General features: G+C 60.5%; 14 protein-coding genes. 9 read left to right on the forward strand and 5 right to left on the reverse strand.

Going from position 1 to position 18,236, the window contains the following annotated elements:
• The first annotated feature begins 240 nt into the window (after nt 1-240).
• Nucleotides 241-2,163 carry an acetyl-CoA hydrolase/transferase C-terminal domain-containing protein gene (locus tag ACP7D9_RS06430; RefSeq protein WP_426156283.1) on the forward strand — a complete coding sequence of 641 codons (1,923 nt, stop codon included), beginning with the start codon at nt 241-243 and terminating at the stop codon, nt 2,161-2,163.
• Nucleotides 2,164-2,294: 131 nt separating this feature from the next.
• On the opposite strand, the gene ACP7D9_RS06435 is transcribed toward ACP7D9_RS06430, so the two are convergent.
• Complete coding sequence (locus ACP7D9_RS06435; protein WP_016772573.1) at nt 2,295-2,867, reverse strand: xanthine phosphoribosyltransferase; 573 nt, start codon at nt 2,865-2,867, stop codon at nt 2,295-2,297.
• Between the two features lie 57 nt (nt 2,868-2,924).
• Nucleotides 2,925-4,934: a DNA helicase Rep gene (gene rep / locus ACP7D9_RS06440; protein WP_126367643.1), complete on the reverse strand. Its 2,010-nt coding sequence runs from the start codon at nt 4,932-4,934 to the stop codon at nt 2,925-2,927.
• 272 nt (nt 4,935-5,206) lie between these two features.
• On the opposite strand from rep, the gene ACP7D9_RS06445 reads away from it, so the two are divergent.
• A complete protein-coding gene (locus ACP7D9_RS06445) occupies nt 5,207-6,877 on the forward strand; it encodes a putative bifunctional diguanylate cyclase/phosphodiesterase (protein WP_101161593.1) in 1,671 nt (556 codons plus the stop codon).
• Nucleotides 6,878-6,954: 77 nt separating this feature from the next.
• Here ACP7D9_RS06445 and ACP7D9_RS06450 read toward each other — a convergent pair whose 3' ends face one another.
• Nucleotides 6,955-8,349: a NorM family multidrug efflux MATE transporter gene (locus ACP7D9_RS06450; RefSeq protein ID WP_101161591.1), complete on the reverse strand. Its 1,395-nt coding sequence runs from the start codon at nt 8,347-8,349 to the stop codon at nt 6,955-6,957.
• A gap of 160 nt (nt 8,350-8,509) precedes the next feature.
• Here ACP7D9_RS06450 and ACP7D9_RS06455 point away from each other — a divergent pair, with 160 nt between their 5' ends.
• From ACP7D9_RS06455 to ACP7D9_RS06465, 3 genes are all read left to right on the forward strand, one after another.
• The gene (locus ACP7D9_RS06455) at nt 8,510-9,430 is read left to right on the forward strand and encodes a LysR substrate-binding domain-containing protein (RefSeq protein WP_101161590.1); all 921 of its coding nucleotides are present in this window, start codon (nt 8,510-8,512) and stop codon (nt 9,428-9,430) included.
• A gap of 187 nt (nt 9,431-9,617) precedes the next feature.
• Entirely contained in the window at nt 9,618-11,594 is a 1,977-nt protein-coding gene (locus ACP7D9_RS06460) for a methyl-accepting chemotaxis protein (protein WP_312999778.1), read from the forward strand.
• A gap of 195 nt (nt 11,595-11,789) precedes the next feature.
• Nucleotides 11,790-13,004 carry an aldose 1-epimerase family protein gene (locus ACP7D9_RS06465; protein WP_426156285.1) on the forward strand — a complete coding sequence of 405 codons (1,215 nt, stop codon included), beginning with the start codon at nt 11,790-11,792 and terminating at the stop codon, nt 13,002-13,004.
• Here the strand turns inward: ACP7D9_RS06465 and ACP7D9_RS06470 are convergent.
• Together ACP7D9_RS06470 and ACP7D9_RS06475 are read right to left on the reverse strand one after the other, a co-directional pair.
• Nucleotides 13,001-14,494 carry a YifB family Mg chelatase-like AAA ATPase gene (locus ACP7D9_RS06470; protein WP_312999776.1) on the reverse strand — a complete coding sequence of 498 codons (1,494 nt, stop codon included), beginning with the start codon at nt 14,492-14,494 and terminating at the stop codon, nt 13,001-13,003. The genes ACP7D9_RS06465 and ACP7D9_RS06470 overlap by 4 nt on opposite strands.
• A 303-nt stretch (nt 14,495-14,797) precedes the next feature.
• On the reverse strand, nt 14,798-15,058 hold the full coding sequence (locus ACP7D9_RS06475; protein WP_016772581.1) for an accessory factor UbiK family protein: 261 nt from the start codon (nt 15,056-15,058) through the stop codon (nt 14,798-14,800).
• A 395-nt stretch (nt 15,059-15,453) separates the two neighbouring features.
• Here ACP7D9_RS06475 and glnK point away from each other — a divergent pair, with 395 nt between their 5' ends.
• The 4 genes from glnK to sutA all read left to right on the forward strand — a co-directional run bounded on the left by glnK (nt 15,454) and on the right by sutA (nt 18,234).
• Nucleotides 15,454-15,792, forward strand: coding sequence for a P-II family nitrogen regulator (gene glnK / locus ACP7D9_RS06480; RefSeq protein ID WP_002555808.1), 339 nt, complete (start codon nt 15,454-15,456; stop codon nt 15,790-15,792).
• A gap of 37 nt (nt 15,793-15,829) precedes the next feature.
• Complete coding sequence (locus ACP7D9_RS06485) at nt 15,830-17,167, forward strand: ammonium transporter (RefSeq protein WP_024014776.1); 1,338 nt, start codon at nt 15,830-15,832, stop codon at nt 17,165-17,167.
• Nucleotides 17,168-17,380: 213 nt separating this feature from the next.
• Nucleotides 17,381-17,806 carry a secondary thiamine-phosphate synthase enzyme YjbQ gene (locus tag ACP7D9_RS06490; protein ID WP_426156288.1) on the forward strand — a complete coding sequence of 142 codons (426 nt, stop codon included), beginning with the start codon at nt 17,381-17,383 and terminating at the stop codon, nt 17,804-17,806.
• Nucleotides 17,807-17,907: 101 nt separating this feature from the next.
• Nucleotides 17,908-18,234 carry a transcriptional regulator SutA gene (sutA, locus tag ACP7D9_RS06495; protein ID WP_101161580.1) on the forward strand — a complete coding sequence of 109 codons (327 nt, stop codon included), beginning with the start codon at nt 17,908-17,910 and terminating at the stop codon, nt 18,232-18,234.
• Nucleotides 18,235-18,236: the final 2 nt, after the last annotated feature.

Consider the following 18,236-nt stretch of genomic DNA (forward strand, 5'->3'; position numbering starts at 1 on the left):
GTGTTCAATGCTAGCGATGTTTGAAATAAGTTCAATTCAGACGCGTCCGGTAATTTCGCGTGATTGAATTACAGGTGATGTAGGAAAACTAGTTGTACGTGTGTAAGGTGGGTCGCTTGCCGACCTAGCGCGCTGATTCGCCTTCTGTCGAACCTTTTTCGCGCCAATCGCCTTCCCTCGGAAGTAATTCCCCGGCAATCTCGGTCTACCCCTATCAACGGAACGGGCGGGAGGCTTCAGATGGTGCAGTTGTGTTCGATCGAACAGGCAGTGGACGACGTACTGGCACGCTTGCCTGCGCACATCCACATGGGCCTGCCGCTGGGGCTGGGCAAGCCAAATCACTTCGTCAACGCGCTGTACCGGCGCATCACGGACCTGCCCGAGCGGCAACTGACGATCTATACCGCGCTGTGCCTCGGTCGGCCGAATCTGGGCGATGGCTTGCAGAAGCGCTTCATCGAGCCCTTCGTCGAGCGGGTGTTCGGTGATTATCCGGAGTTCGATTTCCTCGCCGATCTGCAGCGCGACAGCCTGCCCGCCAACATCCGCATCCAGCAGTTCTTCATGCAGCCCGGCAGCCTGCTCAACAGCGCGCCGGCGCAGCAGGATTACGTCAGCAGCAATTACAGCCATGCCGCCCGCGACATCAACGCCGCCGGGCTGAATCTGGTGGCGCAACTGCTGGCCAGCAACAGTGAACATCCCGATCGGCTGAGCCTGAGCTGCAACCCGGACATCACCCTCGACCTGTTGCCGATGATCGCAAGGCGCCGCGAGGCGGGGGAGACCATTGTGCTGGTCGGCCAGGTGCATACGGATCTGCCGTACATGCCCGGCGATGCGGAAGTCGACATCGACACCTTTGATCTGCTGATCGACGAGAAGGACAGCAGCACGCTGTTTTCCACGCCGAACATGCCGGTGGGCTTCCAGGATCATTTCATTGGTTTGCACGCCAGTACGCTGGTGCGCGATGGCGGCACGCTGCAGATTGGTATCGGTTCGATGGGTGATGCGTTGACCGCTGCGTTACTTGCTCGTCAGGCCGATAACGCCGGTTATCAGGCGTTGCTCGATGACATCAACCTCAGCCAATGGGCGCGATTGATCCAGCGCGAGGGCGGCACCGCGCCATTTGCCAAAGGCCTTTATGGTTGCAGCGAGATGTTCGTTAACGGTTTGCTGGTGCTGGCGGATGCCGGGATTATTCGGCGCAAGGTCTATCCGGATGTGCCGACGCAGGAACAGGCCAACGCCGGCTCCCTCGACGAAGCTGCCCAGCCTGACGGCATCTCGGTGCACGGTGGCTTCTTTCTCGGCCCGCGCAGTTTCTATGAACGCCTGCGCGAGTTGCCGCAAAGCAAATTGCTTGAATTCAACATGACCCGCATCAGCTACATCAATGAGCTGTACGGCCAGGAAGAACTCAAGCGCTTGCAGCGCATCGATGCGCGCTTCATCAACACCGTGTTCACCATGACCCTGCTCGGCGCCGGCGTGGCTGATCAACTCGAGGACGGCCGCGTGCTCAGCGGTGTCGGTGGGCAGTACAACTTTGTTGCCCAAGGCCATGCGCTCGAAGGCGCGCGATCAATGCTGATCCTGCGCAGCTGGCGCGAGTCCGGCGGCGAGGTCAGTTCCAATATCGTCTGGGATTACGGCCACTGCACGATCCCGCGGCACCTGCGCGACATCGTCGTCACTGAGTACGGCATCGCCGACCTGCGCGGTAAATCCGATGCGGCTGTGATCGAAGCGCTGCTCAATGTCAGCGACTCGCGTTTTCAGCCGGGGCTGATCGAACAGGCGCAGAAGGTTGGCAAGCTGCCAAAGGATTTTCGCATCGATCCACGGTTTGCCGACAACACGCCGCAACGCTTGCAGGCGATTGCCGCGCGGCACCCGAATCTGTTTCCGGAGTATCCGCTGGGCTGTGATTTCACCGCGATCGAGCGCGATCTGCTGCGCGCGCTGAACTGGCTGAAGAGCAAGTTCAAGCTGACCGAAATTCTGGAATTGGGCAAGGCAGCGCTGGATGCGCCGGAGGCGTCAGCGTTCCCGGAACATCTTGAGCGGATGCAACTGACGAATCCGGAAGGCCTGAAAGATGAGCTGTACCAACGCCTGCTGCTCACAGGCTTGAAAGCCACCGCGCAGTAATTGCCCCCACATAACCGATTGTGGGAGCGGGCTTGCTCGCGAAGGCGCCGGGTCAATCAAAGATTATTTTGACTGACGCGACGCCTTCGCGAGCAAGCCCGCTCCCACAGGGATATTGCAGTGCGGCTGGCTTACTCGATGAAGGTAACGACGCCATCCTTCAGCGATTGCACGCGAGCCAGCGATTCAACGCGGTAGCCCTGCGAGTCCAGTTCGGCGCGGCCGCCCTGGAAGGACTTCTCGATGACGATGCCCAGACCGGCAACGGTGGCGCCGGCCTGTTTGATGATCGAGATCAGCGCTTGCGAGGCCTTACCGTTGGCCAGGAAGTCGTCGATGATCAGCACGCGGTCGCTGCTGGTCAGGTGGCGCGGGGAGATGGCCACGGTGCTTTCGGTCTTTTTGGTGAACGAATACACGGTCGCCGACAGCAGGTTTTCAGTCAGGGTCAGCGACTGTTGCTTGCGGGCGAAGATCACCGGCACGCCGAGGTTCAGACCGGTCATGATCGCCGGGGCAATCCCTGAGGCTTCGATGGTGACGATCTTGGTGATCCCCGAATCCTTGAACAATGCGGCGAATTCGTCACCGATCAGCTTCATCAGGGCCGGGTCGATCTGGTGGTTCAGGAAAGCGTCGACTTTCAGGACCTGATCGGAAAGCACGATGCCTTCTTCGCGGATTTTTTTGTGCAGTGCTTCCACAACAGCTTCCTCTGTTGGCGCAATGGGCGCCGAAGGTAGATTAAAAAGTAGTCGATTCTAGCGCTTTAACATCGCGCGTATATCGGCCAATGCGCTGTTACCACGCACGGCTTTGACTTCGGTCGGGGTGTCGTCGTTGCCTTCCCAGGCGAGATCGTCCGGTGGCAGCTCATCCAGAAAGCGGCTCGGCGCGCAGTCGATGATTTCACCGTACTGCTTGCGCTTGGCGGCGAAGGTAAACGCCAGTGTCTGACGGGCGCGGGTGATGCCCACGTAGGCCAGGCGGCGTTCTTCTTCGATGGTGTCGGCTTCGATGCTGGAACGGTGCGGGAGGATTTCCTCTTCCATGCCCATGATGAATACGTAGGGGAATTCCAGACCTTTGGAGGCGTGCAGCGTCATCATTTGCACGCCTTCGGCACCGTCCTCTTCTTCCTGCTGGCGCTCGAGCATGTCACGCAGCACCAGTTTGCCGATGGCGTCCTCGACGGTCATTTCGCCTTCTTCGTCCTTTTCGAGGGTATTTTTCAACGCTTCGATCAGGAACCAGACGTTGCCCATCCGGTAGTCCGCAGCCTTGTCGCTGGAGCTGTTGGTGCGCAGCCAGTTCTCGTAGTCGATGTCCATGACCATGCTGCGCAGCGCCGAGATCGGATCTTCGCCGGCGCACTGCTCGCGCACCTTGTCCATGAAGCGCTTGAAGCGCGCCAGGCGATCGGTGAAGCGGCTGTCGAGATGTTCGCCGAGGCCGATCTCGTCGGTGGCGGCGTACATCGAAATCTTGCGTTCGGTGGCGTAGTTGCCAAGTTTTTCCAATGTGGTCGAGCCGATCTCGCGGCGTGGCACGTTGATCACCCGCAGAAAGGCGTTGTCGTCATCCGGGTTAACGATCAGGCGAAAGTAGGCCATCAGGTCCTTCACTTCCTGGCGACCGAAGAAGCTGTTGCCGCCGCTGAGGCGATACGGCACCTGATGGTGCTGCAGCTTCAATTCGATCAGCTTCGCCTGATAGTTGCCGCGATAGAGAATCGCGAAATCGCTGTACGGGCGGTCGGTGCGCAAGTGCAGGCTGAGGATTTCCATGGCCACGCGCTCGGCTTCGGCGTCCTCGTTGCGGCAGCGGATCACGCGGATCTCGTCGCCGTGGCCCATTTCACTCCACAGCTGCTTTTCGAATTCGTGCGGGTTATTGGAGATCAGCACGTTCGCGCAGCGCAGGATTCGGCTGGTGGAGCGATAATTCTGCTCGAGCATCACAACTTTCAAGGACGGATAGTCGTCCTTGAGCAGCATCAGGTTTTCCGGCCGCGCGCCACGCCAGGCGTAGATCGACTGGTCATCGTCGCCGACCACGGTGAACTGGTTGCGCTTGCCGATGAGCATCTTCACCAGCAGGTACTGGCTGGCGTTGGTGTCCTGGTATTCGTCGACGAGCAGGTAGCGCACCTTGTTCTGCCACTTTTCGAGAATGTCGGCATGTTCTTCGAAGAGTTTCACCGGCAGCAGGATCAGGTCATCGAAGTCCACCGCGTTGAACGCCTTGAGCGTGCGCTGATAGTGGGTGTAGACAATGGCGGCGGTCTGCTCTTTCGGGTTACGCGCGTTTTCCAGGGCCTGGGGCGGCAGGATCAGGTCGTTTTTCCAGGCGCCGATCATGTTCTTGATCTCGTCGACGCCGTCGTCGCCTGCGTATTCCTTCTGCATGATGTCGGTCATCAGCGCTTTGACGTCGGTCTCGTCGAAAATCGAGAAACCGGGTTTGTAGCCCAGCCGCGCATGCTCCTTGCGGATGATGTTCAGGCCCAGGTTGTGGAAGGTGCAGACCGTCAGGCCGCGCCCTTCGCCGGCACGCAGCAGGGTGCCGACCCGCTCTTTCATCTCGCGCGCGGCCTTGTTGGTAAAGGTCATGGCGACGATGTACTGGGCGCGGATGCCGCAGTTCTGGATCAGGTGCGCGATCTTGCGCGTGATCACGCTGGTCTTGCCGGAGCCAGCACCGGCGAGCACCAATAGAGGGCCGCCGACGTAGTTCACGGCTTCTTGCTGCCGGGGATTGAGTCGGGACATACGAAAATTCGGGAGTCGTTGACGAAATGGGCCGGCATTTTAACAGGCTCAGCGATTTGTGCTGCTCTGTCCGACTTGTGACGCAGCACGCGATTCGGATTTGCCGGTTTTGTTACTTTCACGCAGGATGCGCGGGGATTTTGCGGCTAATGTTCTCGTTCGTGACACAAAATAACGTTTCGATGCCGTTGTCATCAGACAACACATTGGTCATTGTTCAGCACAACGGCATAATGCCCCGCCTACATCATTGCAGAGTCTAGGGAGTCAGCTTGTCTACGCCTGTCGAACCCTTGCGTTTGCTGCTACTGGCCGAAGAGCCAGCGTGGACGGCGTTGTTGCGTGAGTGTCTGGCTCCGATGGGGAGCGCGGCGGTGCTCATCAGCGCACCGAACTGGGATTCGGTCAGCCGCCTGTTCGAGGACAACCGCCACGCGGTACTGCTGACCCTGCCGGCATTGCAACCGGCGCCCGGACGTTGCAGTTTGCCGACCGTTCTGCTGCTGGAGCACGAACCGGCCACCGCGCCGGTCGGTGTCAGCGACTGGCTGGTATTCGGCGCCCTCGACGCCGGCATGCTCCAGCGTTGTCTACGCCATGTGCGCGAGCGCGGCGTGCTGGAAAACACCCTGCAGCGCCTGGCCGAACAGGATCCGCTGACCGGTATCGCCAACCGTCAGGGTTTCCAGACCTTGCTCACCGCACGTCTTGCCGAAGGCGACGGGCGCGGCCTTGCCCTTGGGCATCTGGATCTTGATAACTTTCGCCATGCCAACGACGCTCTTGGTCACCAGGCCGGCGATCGCCTGATCCTGCAAGTCGTCGCGCGGCTGAAAAGTCAGCTGGAGGCCGGCGATCAACTGGCGCGTCTGGGCAGTGATGAATTTGCTTTGCTGATCGACACCCGCCGCGCGCCGCAACGCGCCGAGTGGATGGCTGAACGCATTACCGAGGCGTTGGCCGAACCGTATTGGGTCGATGGCGAAAGCCTGCTGATCGGCTCCAGCCTCGGCATCGCCCATGCCCGCGCCAATGGCGGTGCCGATCCATTGATGTGGCACGCGCACATCGCCATGCAGCAGGCCAAGAGCACGCAGGGCTGCACCTTTCATATCTTCAACGAACGCATCAACCGCAACGCGCGAAGTATGGCCGACCTCGAAAGCGAACTGCGCCGGGCCTTGCGCCGCGATGAGCTGGAACTGCATTACCAGCCACGCCTGAATCTTGAGGATGGCCAGATTGTCGGCCTTGAAGCGCTGGTGCGCTGGCGACACGGCGAGCGCGGTTTGCTGCCACCGAGCGAATTCGTGCCGTTGGCCGAGCAGAGTGGTCTGATCGTGCCGCTGGGTTACTGGGTGATTGCCCGGGCCCTGCGCGATATGCAGGCCTTGCGCGAACAGGGTCTGGCACCGCTGCACATGGCGATCAACCTGTCGTTCCGGCAGTTTCAGGACAGCCAGTTGCTGCCGACACTCAGCCGCCTGATTGGCGAACGCGGCGTCGAGGCGCAGTGGCTGGAGTTCGAACTGACCGAAACCGCAGTGATGCGGCGCAGCGATCTGGTCAAACAGACCATGGACGCCCTCGGCCGTCTCGGCGTGCGCTTCTCACTGGACGATTTCGGCACCGGGTTCTCCTCGTTTGTGCACCTCAATAGCCTGCCGATCACCTTGCTGAAGATCGACAAGAGTTTTGTCGGCGGCATGGAGCAGCGCGAAGAGAACCGGAAACTGGTGCACGCGATGATCAACCTCGCACACAACCTGCACCTTGAAGTGGTTGCCGAAGGGGTCGAGACGGCGGAGCAGCTGGAATTGCTGCGCGGGTTCGGTTGCGATCAGGTGCAGGGTTACCTGATCAGCCGACCGCTGCCGCTGGAGGATCTGGTGGAATATCTGACCTTTGGAGCCAGTCAGCAGGCTTCGGTGGAAGCCATTTAAAGATCGCAGCCTTCGGCAGCTCCTACCTTGGAATGTGTTCCCTTGCAGGAGCCGCCGAGGCTGCGATCTTTTTGATCTTAATCTGCTTCGATGGCCTCGAACCTCTCTGCAATCGGCTCGCGCCGAATCATCCGCTGCATCTTCCATTCGAACGCCAGGGTCAGGCTCACCGCCGCGCACGCCAGACCCAGCGCCAGCCCCCACCAGACGCCCGTCGGCCCCCAGTTGAGGTGGAACGCCATCCACCAGGCCGCCGGTGCGCCAATCAGCCAATAGCAAGCGAGGCCCACGAGAAACGTCGTCTTGGCATCCTTGAGCCCACGAATGCAGCCCATGGCAATTGTCTGCGTGCCGTCGAACAATTCGAACCACGCCGCAACCGCCAGCAGGCTGACCGCCAGACGGATGACCTCGGCAAACGCCGGGTCGTTGTGGTCGAGAAACAGGCCGACCAACTGATTCGGCCACAGCCAGAACACCAGGGCAAAGCCGAGCATCACCACTGCGCCAAAGGCGATGCCGACACGCCCGGACATGCGCGCATCAACCAGTTGCCCGGCGCCGTAATGTTGGCCGACGCGCATGGTAATGGCATAGGACATGCCGGCCGGGACCATGAACGCCACCGACACGATCTGCAGTGCGATCTGATGCGCGCCCATTTGCGTACTGCCCATGGTGCCCATGCACAGCGCGGCAAAAGCAAACAGCCCGACTTCCACCGCATAGGTGCCGCCAATCGGCAGGCCCAGGCGCCAGAGTTCTTTCAGGTATTGCCGGTTAGGCCGCGACAGACCAGCGCGCAATGGATAAGCGTCATAGGCCGGGTGCCGTCGAATGTGCCAGGCCAGCGTTAACGCCATGCAATTGGCGACGATCGCCGTGACCAGACCGATGCCGGTCAGACCCAGTTGCGGCAGGCCGAACATGCCGGTAATCAATGCGTAGTTGAGCAGGAAGTTGGCCACGGTGCCGGCGAGGCTGATGACCATCACCGGCGTCGCCCGGCCGATTGCGCTGGTAAAGCCGCGCAGGGCCATGAAGCTCAGATAACCGGGCAGCGCGAAGGGCAGAGCGATGAGGAATTGCCCGGCGGCGTCGACGTTGGTTTCGGTCTGGCCGAACAGCAGCAACACCGGTTTGAGGTTCCACAACAACAGCCCGGCGCCGAGCGCCATCAGCCAGGCCAGCCACAACCCGGCCTGCGTCAGGCGCGCGGCGCCGATGATGTCGCCGGCACCCTGACGGATGGCCACCAGCGTGCCAACCGCTGCAATCACGCCAATGCAGAAGATCGACACGAACGAGTAGCTCGCCGCACCGAGGCCGCCGCCGGCCAGCGCTTCTGGACTCAAGCGCGCCATCATCAGAGTGTCGGTCAGCACCATCAGCATGTGCGCCAACTGCGAAGCAATCAGCGGCCCCGCCAGCCGCAAAATGGCCCAGAGTTCGGTACGCACAGGATGCTGCATGGTCATCACCACCCAAATATCAGAGGGAACAGAAGAGCATGGATTCTCGGCGCTTGGCAGACTTTGCACAAAGGGATAAAAAGGATGGGTTGCATGAGTAATACTCATCCTGAAACCTCTTGGCCACATTGGTCATATCCCCGTTCCTGGAGCTTTGCGTATGTCCCGACGCCTTCCGCCGTTGTATGCCCTGCGCGCATTCGAAGCGGCAGCGCGACACAGCTCGTTCACTCGCGCAGCAGAAGAGCTATCGATCACCCAGAGCGCGGTCAGTCGGCACATGCGCACCCTCGAAGAACACTTCGCCTGCCGGCTGTTCCATCGCAGCGGACGCAACCTGCAACTGACCGAATCGGCGCGGCTGCTGTTGCCCGGGATTCGCGAAGGCTTTGCCGCCCTTGAACGCGCCTGCAATACCTTGCGTGCCGAGGACGACATCCTGCGCATGAAGGCGCCTTCAACGCTGACCATGCGTTGGCTGCTGGCGCGGTTGAGTCGCTTCCGCCACTTGCAGCCGGGCAATGAGGTGCAGTTGACCAGTGCGTGGATGGACATCGATTCGGTGGACTTCAACAACGAACCTTTCGATTGTGCGGTGTTGCTCAGCGATGGGCATTTCCCGCCGGATTGGGAAGCGAGCCTGCTGTTTCCCGAGGAGCTGATTCCGGTCGGCGCGCCGAACCTGCTCAATGACAAACCCTGGGACGTGGCGCGCCTGGCGAGCGCCGAACTGCTGCATCCGACACCGGATCGCCGAGACTGGCGCAGCTGGCTGGAGCGCATGGGCCTGTCTAATCAGGTATCGCTGAAGGGTGGGCAGGTATTCGACACCCTGGAGCTGGGCATGATCGCGGCGGCGCGTGGCTATGGCGTTTCCATGGGTGATTTGTTGATGGTTGCCGAAGATGTCGCGCAAGGTCGCTTGAGTCTGCCATGGCCGACTGCCGTGGCCAGTGGCCTGAATTATTATCTGGTGTGGCCAAAACCGCGTCCGGGAGGTGAACGTTTGCGCCGTCTCAGTGACTTCCTGCAAGGCGAAGTCCGCGCCATGCAATTGCCGGCGGTAGAGCGCTTGAGCTGAAACGTTCGAGCCGGCACAATGCCACTACTGCGCCATACCCTCGCAAAGTGCTCAAGTATTCGGTTTCAGCGCCGACTACGAGCTTGTGGAACCGTCGTGCCGGTTTCGCGCTACCCCAATTATTAGAATATTTTCCGGGCAATTACCGCGATCAGGGAGGATTCGGTGGCTCGGCCAGGAGCTGTTCATGTCTCAACCTCGTGCTCGGATCGCCTCGCAGTTGGGCCTCGCCCTCGCTGTCATACTGGCGATAGTCATCAGCGGCAGTACGGTGTTCGCTTTGCGTTCGCTGGATTCCGCCAACCTCGCCACCCGTGAAGAGCACCTGGCCAGTGAGGCCCGGCTGCTGGCCGACCAGCTCAGTACCTTCCACGGTACGCTGCGCGAAAGCACCCTGCGCCTGAGCGGGCTGTTTGAAAAGCGCTTCGGCAGTGGCCTGAGTGTGCACCCGGACCAACCAGTGACCGTGGCCGGCGTGCAGACCCCGGGCCTGCACCTTGGCAACGAGGTGCTGAACAACAACTTCAAGGAAGTTGACGAGTTCAAGCAGATGACCGCCGGCGTGGCCACGGTATTCGTGCGCAGCGGCGACGATTTCATTCGTGTCAGCACCAACGTCAGCAAACAGGACGGCACCCGTGCCATCGGCACTGTGCTTGATCATGCCAACCCGGCGTACGCCAAGTTGATGGCGGGGCAGAGTTATGTCGGCCGCTCGCTGCTGTTCGAGCGCTACTACATGTCCCAATACACGCCGGTGCGCGACGCGGGCGGCAAGATCATCGCCGTGCTGTACGTCGGTTTCGACTACACCGATGCGCAGAACGCGCAGTTCGCCAATCTCAAGCGCTTCCGCATCGGCCAGACCGGCTCGCTGGCCTTGCTCGACGAGCAGAACAAATGGCTGGTGCCGATTGCCGGCGTCGAAGCACTGGATCAAGCCGTGCCAGCCATCAACAGCCTGGTGAAAACCCCGGGTAAAGGTGAGTTCTGGAGCGACAATGGCGAAGACTTCTACAGCATCGCCGTGCCGTTCGAGGGAGGCCCGTGGTCGGTGGTAGCGAGCATGCCGAAAGCCGAGATCCGCGCGGTGACCTGGAGCGTCGGTACGCAACTGGCGATCGGCAGCCTGCTGGCAATGATGCTCGCGGTCGGTTCTGTGGTCTGGCTGCTGCGCAGCAAACTGGCGCCACTGAGTGATCTGGTACGTCAGGCCGAAGCCTTGGGCGCCGGCGATCTGAGCGTGCGTCTGAACGTCTCGAGCCACGATGAAATCGGTCAGCTGTCCCGCGCGTTCAACCAGATGAGCCAAGCGCTGTCGACCATGGTCGAGCACATCCGCCGTGCCTCCGAAGAGGTCAACAGCCGTGCGCAGGCGCTGTCCGGTTTGTCCGGCGGTGCTTATGAAGGCATGGAGCAGCAGTCGGGCGAAATCACCAGCATGGCCGGCGCTGTAGAAGAGTTCAGCGCGACGTCGCTGAACATCGCCGACAACATGGGCGCGACCCAGCGCCTGGCGCAGGAAAACGCTCAGCAAACGCAGATTGGCCGTAGCTCGATGGAAGAAGCGTCGTCCTCGCTGGAGCAGATCGCTGGTGCGCTGAACAGCACCGCCAGCGTGATCAACACGCTGGGGCAGCGCTCGCAGGAAATCGGCGGCATTGTCGGCGTGATCACCTCGATCGCCGAGCAAACCAACCTGTTGGCGCTCAACGCTGCCATCGAAGCCGCTCGTGCCGGTGAGCAGGGCCGTGGTTTCGCCGTGGTCGCGGACGAAGTGCGCAGCCTCGCCTCGCGTACCCGTCAGGCGACCGATGAAATTTCGAGCATGATCCACAGCATCCAGCAGGAAACCGGCAACGCGATCAGCACCATGGAACAGGGCAACGTGCTGATGCAGGAAGGTCTGTCGCGCAACGCCAATGTCGCCTCGGCGCTGGCGCGGATCGACGAGCAGAGCCGTTCGGCAGGCCAGCAGTTCGCGGCGATCACTACTGCGACTCAGGAGCAGAGCAGCACGGCGACGTTGCTCAGCAGTAATCTGCAGAGCATTGCCTTGGCCAACAGCGAACAGCGTGAGGTTGTTTCGAATCTGGCTGTCACCGCAAAAGAGCTGGAGAAGCTGGCGGCGGATCTGCGTTCCGAGGTTGATCGCTTCCGTTGATGTGCGTTTGAAATAGCTATCGCGAGCGCGCTCGCTCCCCCGACCTTCGGTGCAACTCGCAAATATTGTGAGGGCCCGGAGTCCGTGGGGGAGCGAGCCTGCTCGCGAATGCCTATCTGCGAAGGTCGTTTTGCACTTGCTGAAACGTTTCCGCAGCGCTATAAAAATGGCACAACTCCAATAAAGGCTGCTGCCATGACCTCGCTCAAACTCCTTGTCGCCCTCGGCGCATTCTCCGCTGCTTCCCACGCGATGGCCTGGGACTATGTCCTGCTCGACGCCAATACCCCGGCAAAAAGCTGGACGATCACCAGTGAGCAACTCGGCGTAAAAGCCACCAAACCGTTTTCCGTGACCCTGCGTACCCTGCATGGCGGACGTCAGGAGGGCGTCAGCATTGTCGACATCGATAACGGCACGATGAAGATTTCCGTGGTGCCGACCCGTGGCATGAATGTGCTGCAGGCGTCGGTGGGTGAAGTGCGCATCGGTTGGGATTCGCCGGTCAAGGAGGTGGTCAACCCGGCGTTCATCGAACTCAACGGCCGCGGTGGCCTGGGCTGGCTCGAAGGCTTCAATGAACTCGTCACCCGTTGCGGTTACGAGTGGGTTGGCCATCCCGGCATGGACAACGGTGAGCTGCTGACCCTGCACGGCCGCGCTGCCAACATTCCGGCCAGTACCGTCACTTTGCACATCGACGAGAAGCCGCCGTATGCCATCACGCTGCGTGGCGAGCTCAAAGAGCAGGCCTTCAAGAAGGTCGACTTCTCGGTAGTCACCGAACTGGTCACCGAACCGGGCAGCGCAAGCTTCGCCCTCAACGACACCCTGACCAACAATGGCGACTATCCGAAGGAATATCAGGCGCTGTATCACAGTAACTTCAGCACGCCGTTTCTTGAGCAAGGGGCAAAGTTCGCTGCGCCGGTGAAGCAAGTGTCGCCGTTCAACGACAAGGCCAAAGGTGATCTGCCCGAGTGGCAGACCTATCGCGCGCCAACCAAGGACTACGACGAAACGGTCTACAACGTTGTGCCTTATGCCGATGCCAAGGGCGATACCTTGACCGTGTTGCACAACAAGGCTGGCAGTCTCGGCGTATCCGTTGGCTTCAACACCCGGCAGTTGCCTGTGTTCTCGCTGTGGAAAAACACCGACACCCAAGGGCAGGGCTACGTCACCGGTCTGGAGCCGGGGACCAGTTTTTCCTACAACCGTCGCTATCAGCGGCCGTTGAACCTGGTGCCGACCATTGCGCCGAAAGAACATAAACAGTTCCAGATCAGCTACAGCCTGCTGGCCGACAAAGGTGCGGTCGATAAGGCCTTGCAGCGGGTGACGGCGATTCAGGCTGGACGCGACACCGAAGTGCGTCAGGCACCGCTGGTTGATCTGACAGAGCATTAAGGCGTCGCCGGCCGGTATTGCAGCGCCTCGGCCAGGTGCTCGCGGGTAATCGCATCGGCCTGCTCAAGATCCGCCAGTGTACGTGCGACCTTGAGCAGGCGATGCGCCGAGCGCAGCGACAGGATCAGTCGCTCGCAGGCCGCCTCCAGCCATTTCTCATCGGCTGTGGATAACGTGCAGTGACGCTTCAATCCGGGCAAATCCAGAAATGCATTGGCACAGCCCTGGCGTTTGTGCTGGCGCTCCCGCGCTTCGGCCACCAACGCCGCAGCGCTGGCGCTGTCCTCGCCGGGCCTGGCTGCCGGATTCAACGCGGTCGCCTCACGCGCTACGGTCAGGTGCAAATCGATCCGGTCCAGCAGCGGCCCCGATAACTTGTTGCGATAGCGCTGGACCATGTCCGGTGTGCACGAGCATTTGCCGCTGGGCTCGCCAAGATATCCACAGGGGCACGGATTCATCGCCGCCACCAGCTGAAACCGGGCAGGGAATCGCACACGGTCCTTGGCTCGAGCGATCACGATATGCCCGGACTCCAATGGCTCGCGCAGCACCTCGAGAACCTTGCGATCAAACTCCGGCAATTCATCAAGAAACAGCACGCCGTGATGGGCGAGGGTGATTTCGCCGGGTTGCGGTTTTGAACTGCCCCCGACCAGCGCTGGCCCGGAAGCCGAGTGGTGCGGTTGGCGGAAGGGGCGTTGCGGCCAGTGAGTCAACGGCACACCGCTGGCGACCGATTGAATCGCTGCCACCTCCAGCGCTTCACATTCGGAAAGCGGCGGCAGCAACCCCGGCAAACGACTGGCCAGCAAGGTCTTGCCGGTTCCCGGTGGCCCGCTGAACAACAAGTTATGCGCCCCGGCTGCGGCAATCAGCAGGGCGCGTTTGGCGGCGGTCTGCCCCTGTACCTCGTTGAGGTCCGGATAAGGCTTGGCGGCATGCATCAAGCCGTTTGATTTGTAAGGCTCGACGGGCGTGTGTCCGTTGAAATGCGCCACCGCTTCCAGCAAATGATCGACCGCGAACACCTTCAGTCCCGATGCCAGGCACGCTTCTTCGGCATTCGCCCGCGGTACCACCAATGCCCGCCCGGCCTTGCGCGCCGCCAACGCCGCCGGTAATACGCCACGCACCGGCCTTACCGCGCCGGACAACGCCAGTTCGCCCAGACATTCCACCTCGTCCAGGGTCAGACACGGCACCTGCACACTCGCCGACAGAATCCCCAAGGCAATCGCCAGATCGAAGCGCCCGCCATCCTTGGGCAGATCCGCCGGCGCCAGATTCAAGGTGATCCGCCGTGCCGGAAACTGCAGCCCCGAATTGATGATCGCGCTGCGCACCCGATCCTTGCTTTCCTTCACCGCCGCTTCGGGCAGGCCGACCATGGTCAGCGACGGCAGGCCGTTGGCCAGATGAACTTCGACGGTGACAGCGGGAGCTTCCACCCCTATCTGGGCGCGGCTGTGGACGATGGAGAGGGACATGGTCGTTCCTTGAGCTGAATCGGGGGCCGCTTCCTGCGGGTCTGTTCAAGAGTAGACGTCCACCGTAGGGGAGCTTGAGAGGTTTAAGCAGCAAACTTTCTCTGGATGTTGCGCAAGAGGCGTAAGCCACAGGCGAAAAAAAACCGCCTTCAGGCGGTCTTTTTTTGGGGTATTCAGGTTCCACCGTCGGCGAGCCAGCCATCGGGCCTCATTTTATTGCCGTACATGGCGGCCACATCAAAGCGGATGCGGGTTGAGCTTCTTGCTTCTCCCCTGTCATGAACACCTCGCCCGGTTTCGATGTCACTCGGCGGGTGGATTCAGCTTCGCTTCCATCTCCGCCACCTTCGCTTCAAGACTCTCAAGACGTGCACGCGTACGTGCCAACACCACCATCTGACTATCAAATTCTTCGCGGCTGACCAGATCAAGTTTACTGAAGGCACTTTGCAGCAGCATTTTGAACTGGCTTTCGATTTCGGCTTTCGGCAACGGGGTGTCGCCGCTGAACAGGCGGGAGGCGGTGCCGCTCAGGGCGTCAAGGAAGTCTTTGGGCGCGAGCATGGGAAATGTCCTGGAAACAATGGCCGGCAGTGTATCACGCAGTGTCTACAGTCATTTCTCGCTGCAGGGATGCACGCTTTTCGCGCAGAGGGACGGACGGTGGCGCACCGTTGTTGTGCGTATCGACAAAAGCTTTTCTACGCGAGCGCACACAACAAGGGCCAAGAGATTGAAATGCCGGGATTTTGCCGAGCTGGCAAGGTTTCTGCTTAGTCACCCTCGACCCATGCACTGATGCAGTCGCTGTGACGAATGCAGTGCGGCAGACGAAGCGGGGAGTTTCGTCTGATGCGGTTAGCTGGCGTCAACGATGCGTTACAAAGCCAGGCACTGCGCTTAGACTTGAGACGGGTTTGTTTTCCTGGGGCAAGTCCACCAATTCGGGAGAGAGTTTCATGAAGCTAGTCACTGCCATCATCAAGCCGTTCAAGTTGGACGACGTGCGCGAGTCGCTGTCCGAAATCGGCGTGCAGGGCATTACCGTCACTGAAGTCAAAGGCTTCGGCCGGCAGAAGGGTCACACCGAGCTGTATCGCGGCGCGGAATATGTGGTCGATTTTCTGCCCAAGGTGAAAATCGACGTGGCCATCGACGACAAGGATCTGGATCGGGTTATCGAGGCGATAACCAAGGCGGCCAACACCGGCAAGATCGGTGACGGCAAGATCTTCGTGGTCAATCTGGAACAGGCGATCCGCATCCGTACCGGCGAAACCGATACCGACGCGATCTAAGCGCCGCCACAAACCCAACGCCCCAGGAGAAAACAATATGACTCTGCGTAAATTCGCAGGGCTAGGCGCCCTGTTGTCCATCGTAATGCCCGGCATCGCCATGGCGGCAGACGAAGTGGCAGCGCCAGTCCTCAATTCCGGCGACACCGCCTGGATGCTTACCTCGACAGCGCTCGTGCTGTTCATGACCATCCCCGGCCTGGCGCTGTTCTATGGCGGTATGGTTCGCTCGAAAAACATTCTTTCCGTGCTGATGCAGTGCTTCGCCATTACCGGTCTGATCAGCATCCTGTGGGTCATTTATGGCTACAGCATTGCCTTCGATACCACCGGCATGGAGCAGGGCGTCGTCAACTTCAATTCGTTCTTCGGCGGCATGGGCAAGGCGTTCCTCGCCGGTGTCACGCCTTCGAGCATTACCGGCCCGGCGGCGCTGTTCCCTGAGGCGGTGTTCATTACCTTCCAGATGACCTTCGCAATCATCACCCCGGCGCTGATCGTCGGCGCGTTCGCCGAGCGCATGAAGTTCTCCGCGATGCTGATCTTCATGGGGGTCTGGTTTACCTTGGTCTATGCACCGATCGCGCACATGGTCTGGTCCGGTAACGGCGGCCTGATGTGGGATTGGGGCGTGCTCGACTTCGCTGGCGGCACCGTGGTGCACATCAACGCCGGTATTGCCGGTCTGGTCGCGTGCCTGGTACTGGGCAAGCGCAAAGGTTTCCCGACCACACCGATGGCCCCGCACAACCTTGGTTACACGTTGATGGGCGCGGCGATGCTGTGGGTCGGCTGGTTCGGCTTCAACGCCGGTTCCGCTGCAGCCGCCAACGGCACGGCCGGTATGGCCATGCTCGTCACCCAGATCGCCACTGCCGCTGCGGCACTGGGCTGGATGTTTGCCGAGTGGGTCACCCACGGCAAGCCAAGCGCGCTGGGCATTGCCTCGGGTGTGGTTGCCGGTCTTGTGGCGATCACTCCGGCCGCTGGCACCGTTGGCCCGATGGGCGCACTGGTGATCGGTCTGGCCGCAGGCGTGGTGTGCTTCTTCTGCGCGACTACCCTGAAACGCAAACTCGGTTATGACGATTCTCTGGATGCCTTCGGCGTGCACGGTATCGGCGGTATCCTCGGCGCGATCCTCACCGGTGTGTTTGCCGCACCGGCACTGGGCGGCTTCGGCACCGTGACTGATATCGGTGCGCAGGTCTGGATTCAGATCAAAGGCGTCGGTTTCACGGTCATCTACACCGCGATCGTCACCTTCATCATTCTCAAGGTGCTGGACGCCGTCATGGGTCTGCGCGTAACCGAGGAAGAAGAATCGGTCGGCCTCGATCTGGCACAACACAACGAGCGCGGCTACAACCTGTAAGTACGCGCGATAAAAACTGCCCGGTTCGCCGGGCATTTTTTTGTCCGGGATTTGTCATTCAAGTAGCGGCTGAAAGGATTTTTCTTACGGCTTTTGTCGTCTTTACGACAAGGCTTTTTCTGCTGGCAATCGCTGACATCGTTGCTGGAATATTAGGGCCTTTGTTTTTTTTCAGAGCACGCTAGAATGCGCCCCGAACGAGCGGAGAACTGTATGTGGCAACAGACTCTGATAACCCTGCGGGCGAGGCCCCGGGGCTTTCATCTGGTAACTGACGAGTTGCGCGCAGGCTTGCCTGAACTCAAGACCTGTCGGGTCGGTCTGTTGCATTTGTGGCTGCAGCACACGTCGGCGTCGTTGACCATCAACGAGAACGCCGATCCGGCAGTTCGTCGCGACTTCGAACGATTTTTCAATCGCCTGATCCCACAAGGAACAGACGGCTACGAGCACAACGACGAAGGCCTGGACGACCTCCCGGCGCACTTCAAGGCCAGCGTGCTGGGTTGCCAGATCAGTCTGCCGGTTTCGGCGGGGCGGCTGGCACTGGGTACCTGGCAAGGGATTTATCTGGGCGAGCACCGTGATCATGGCGGTGCCCGTAAAGTCCTCGCCACCTTGCACGGTGAACAGGCATGAGCCGCTGCCCGGCAGCGGCGCAAGATTTTTCAACGGCGGCTTCGACAGTCGCCAAAGCTGGTCTATAACTAATCTGCTTTTGGCAAGTCATGAGGTAGAACATGAGCGACGATGATCTGGAAAACGACGACCTCGAAGTAGGCGACGAAGACGAGGCCGAGGAAGGCCTGGAAGCGGCAGCGGAAGACGTTGCCGAAGACGATGGCGGTGACGACACGCCGGCGCCGGCTGCCAAAGGCAAAGCCAAGGCGGCGGTATCGGTCGACGAGTTGCCGAGCATTGAAGCCAAGAACAAGGAGCGTGACGCCCTGGCCAGGGCCATGGAAGAATTCCTTGCGCGCGGCGGCAAGGTTCAGGAAGTGGAGGCCAACGTGGTCGCCGATCCGCCGAAGAAGCCGGACAACAAGTACGGCAGCCGCCCTATCTGAGG

The organism is Pseudomonas sp. TSRC2-2 (assembly GCF_049897785.1).
In the GTDB taxonomy this organism is placed as follows: domain Bacteria; phylum Pseudomonadota; class Gammaproteobacteria; order Pseudomonadales; family Pseudomonadaceae; genus Aquipseudomonas.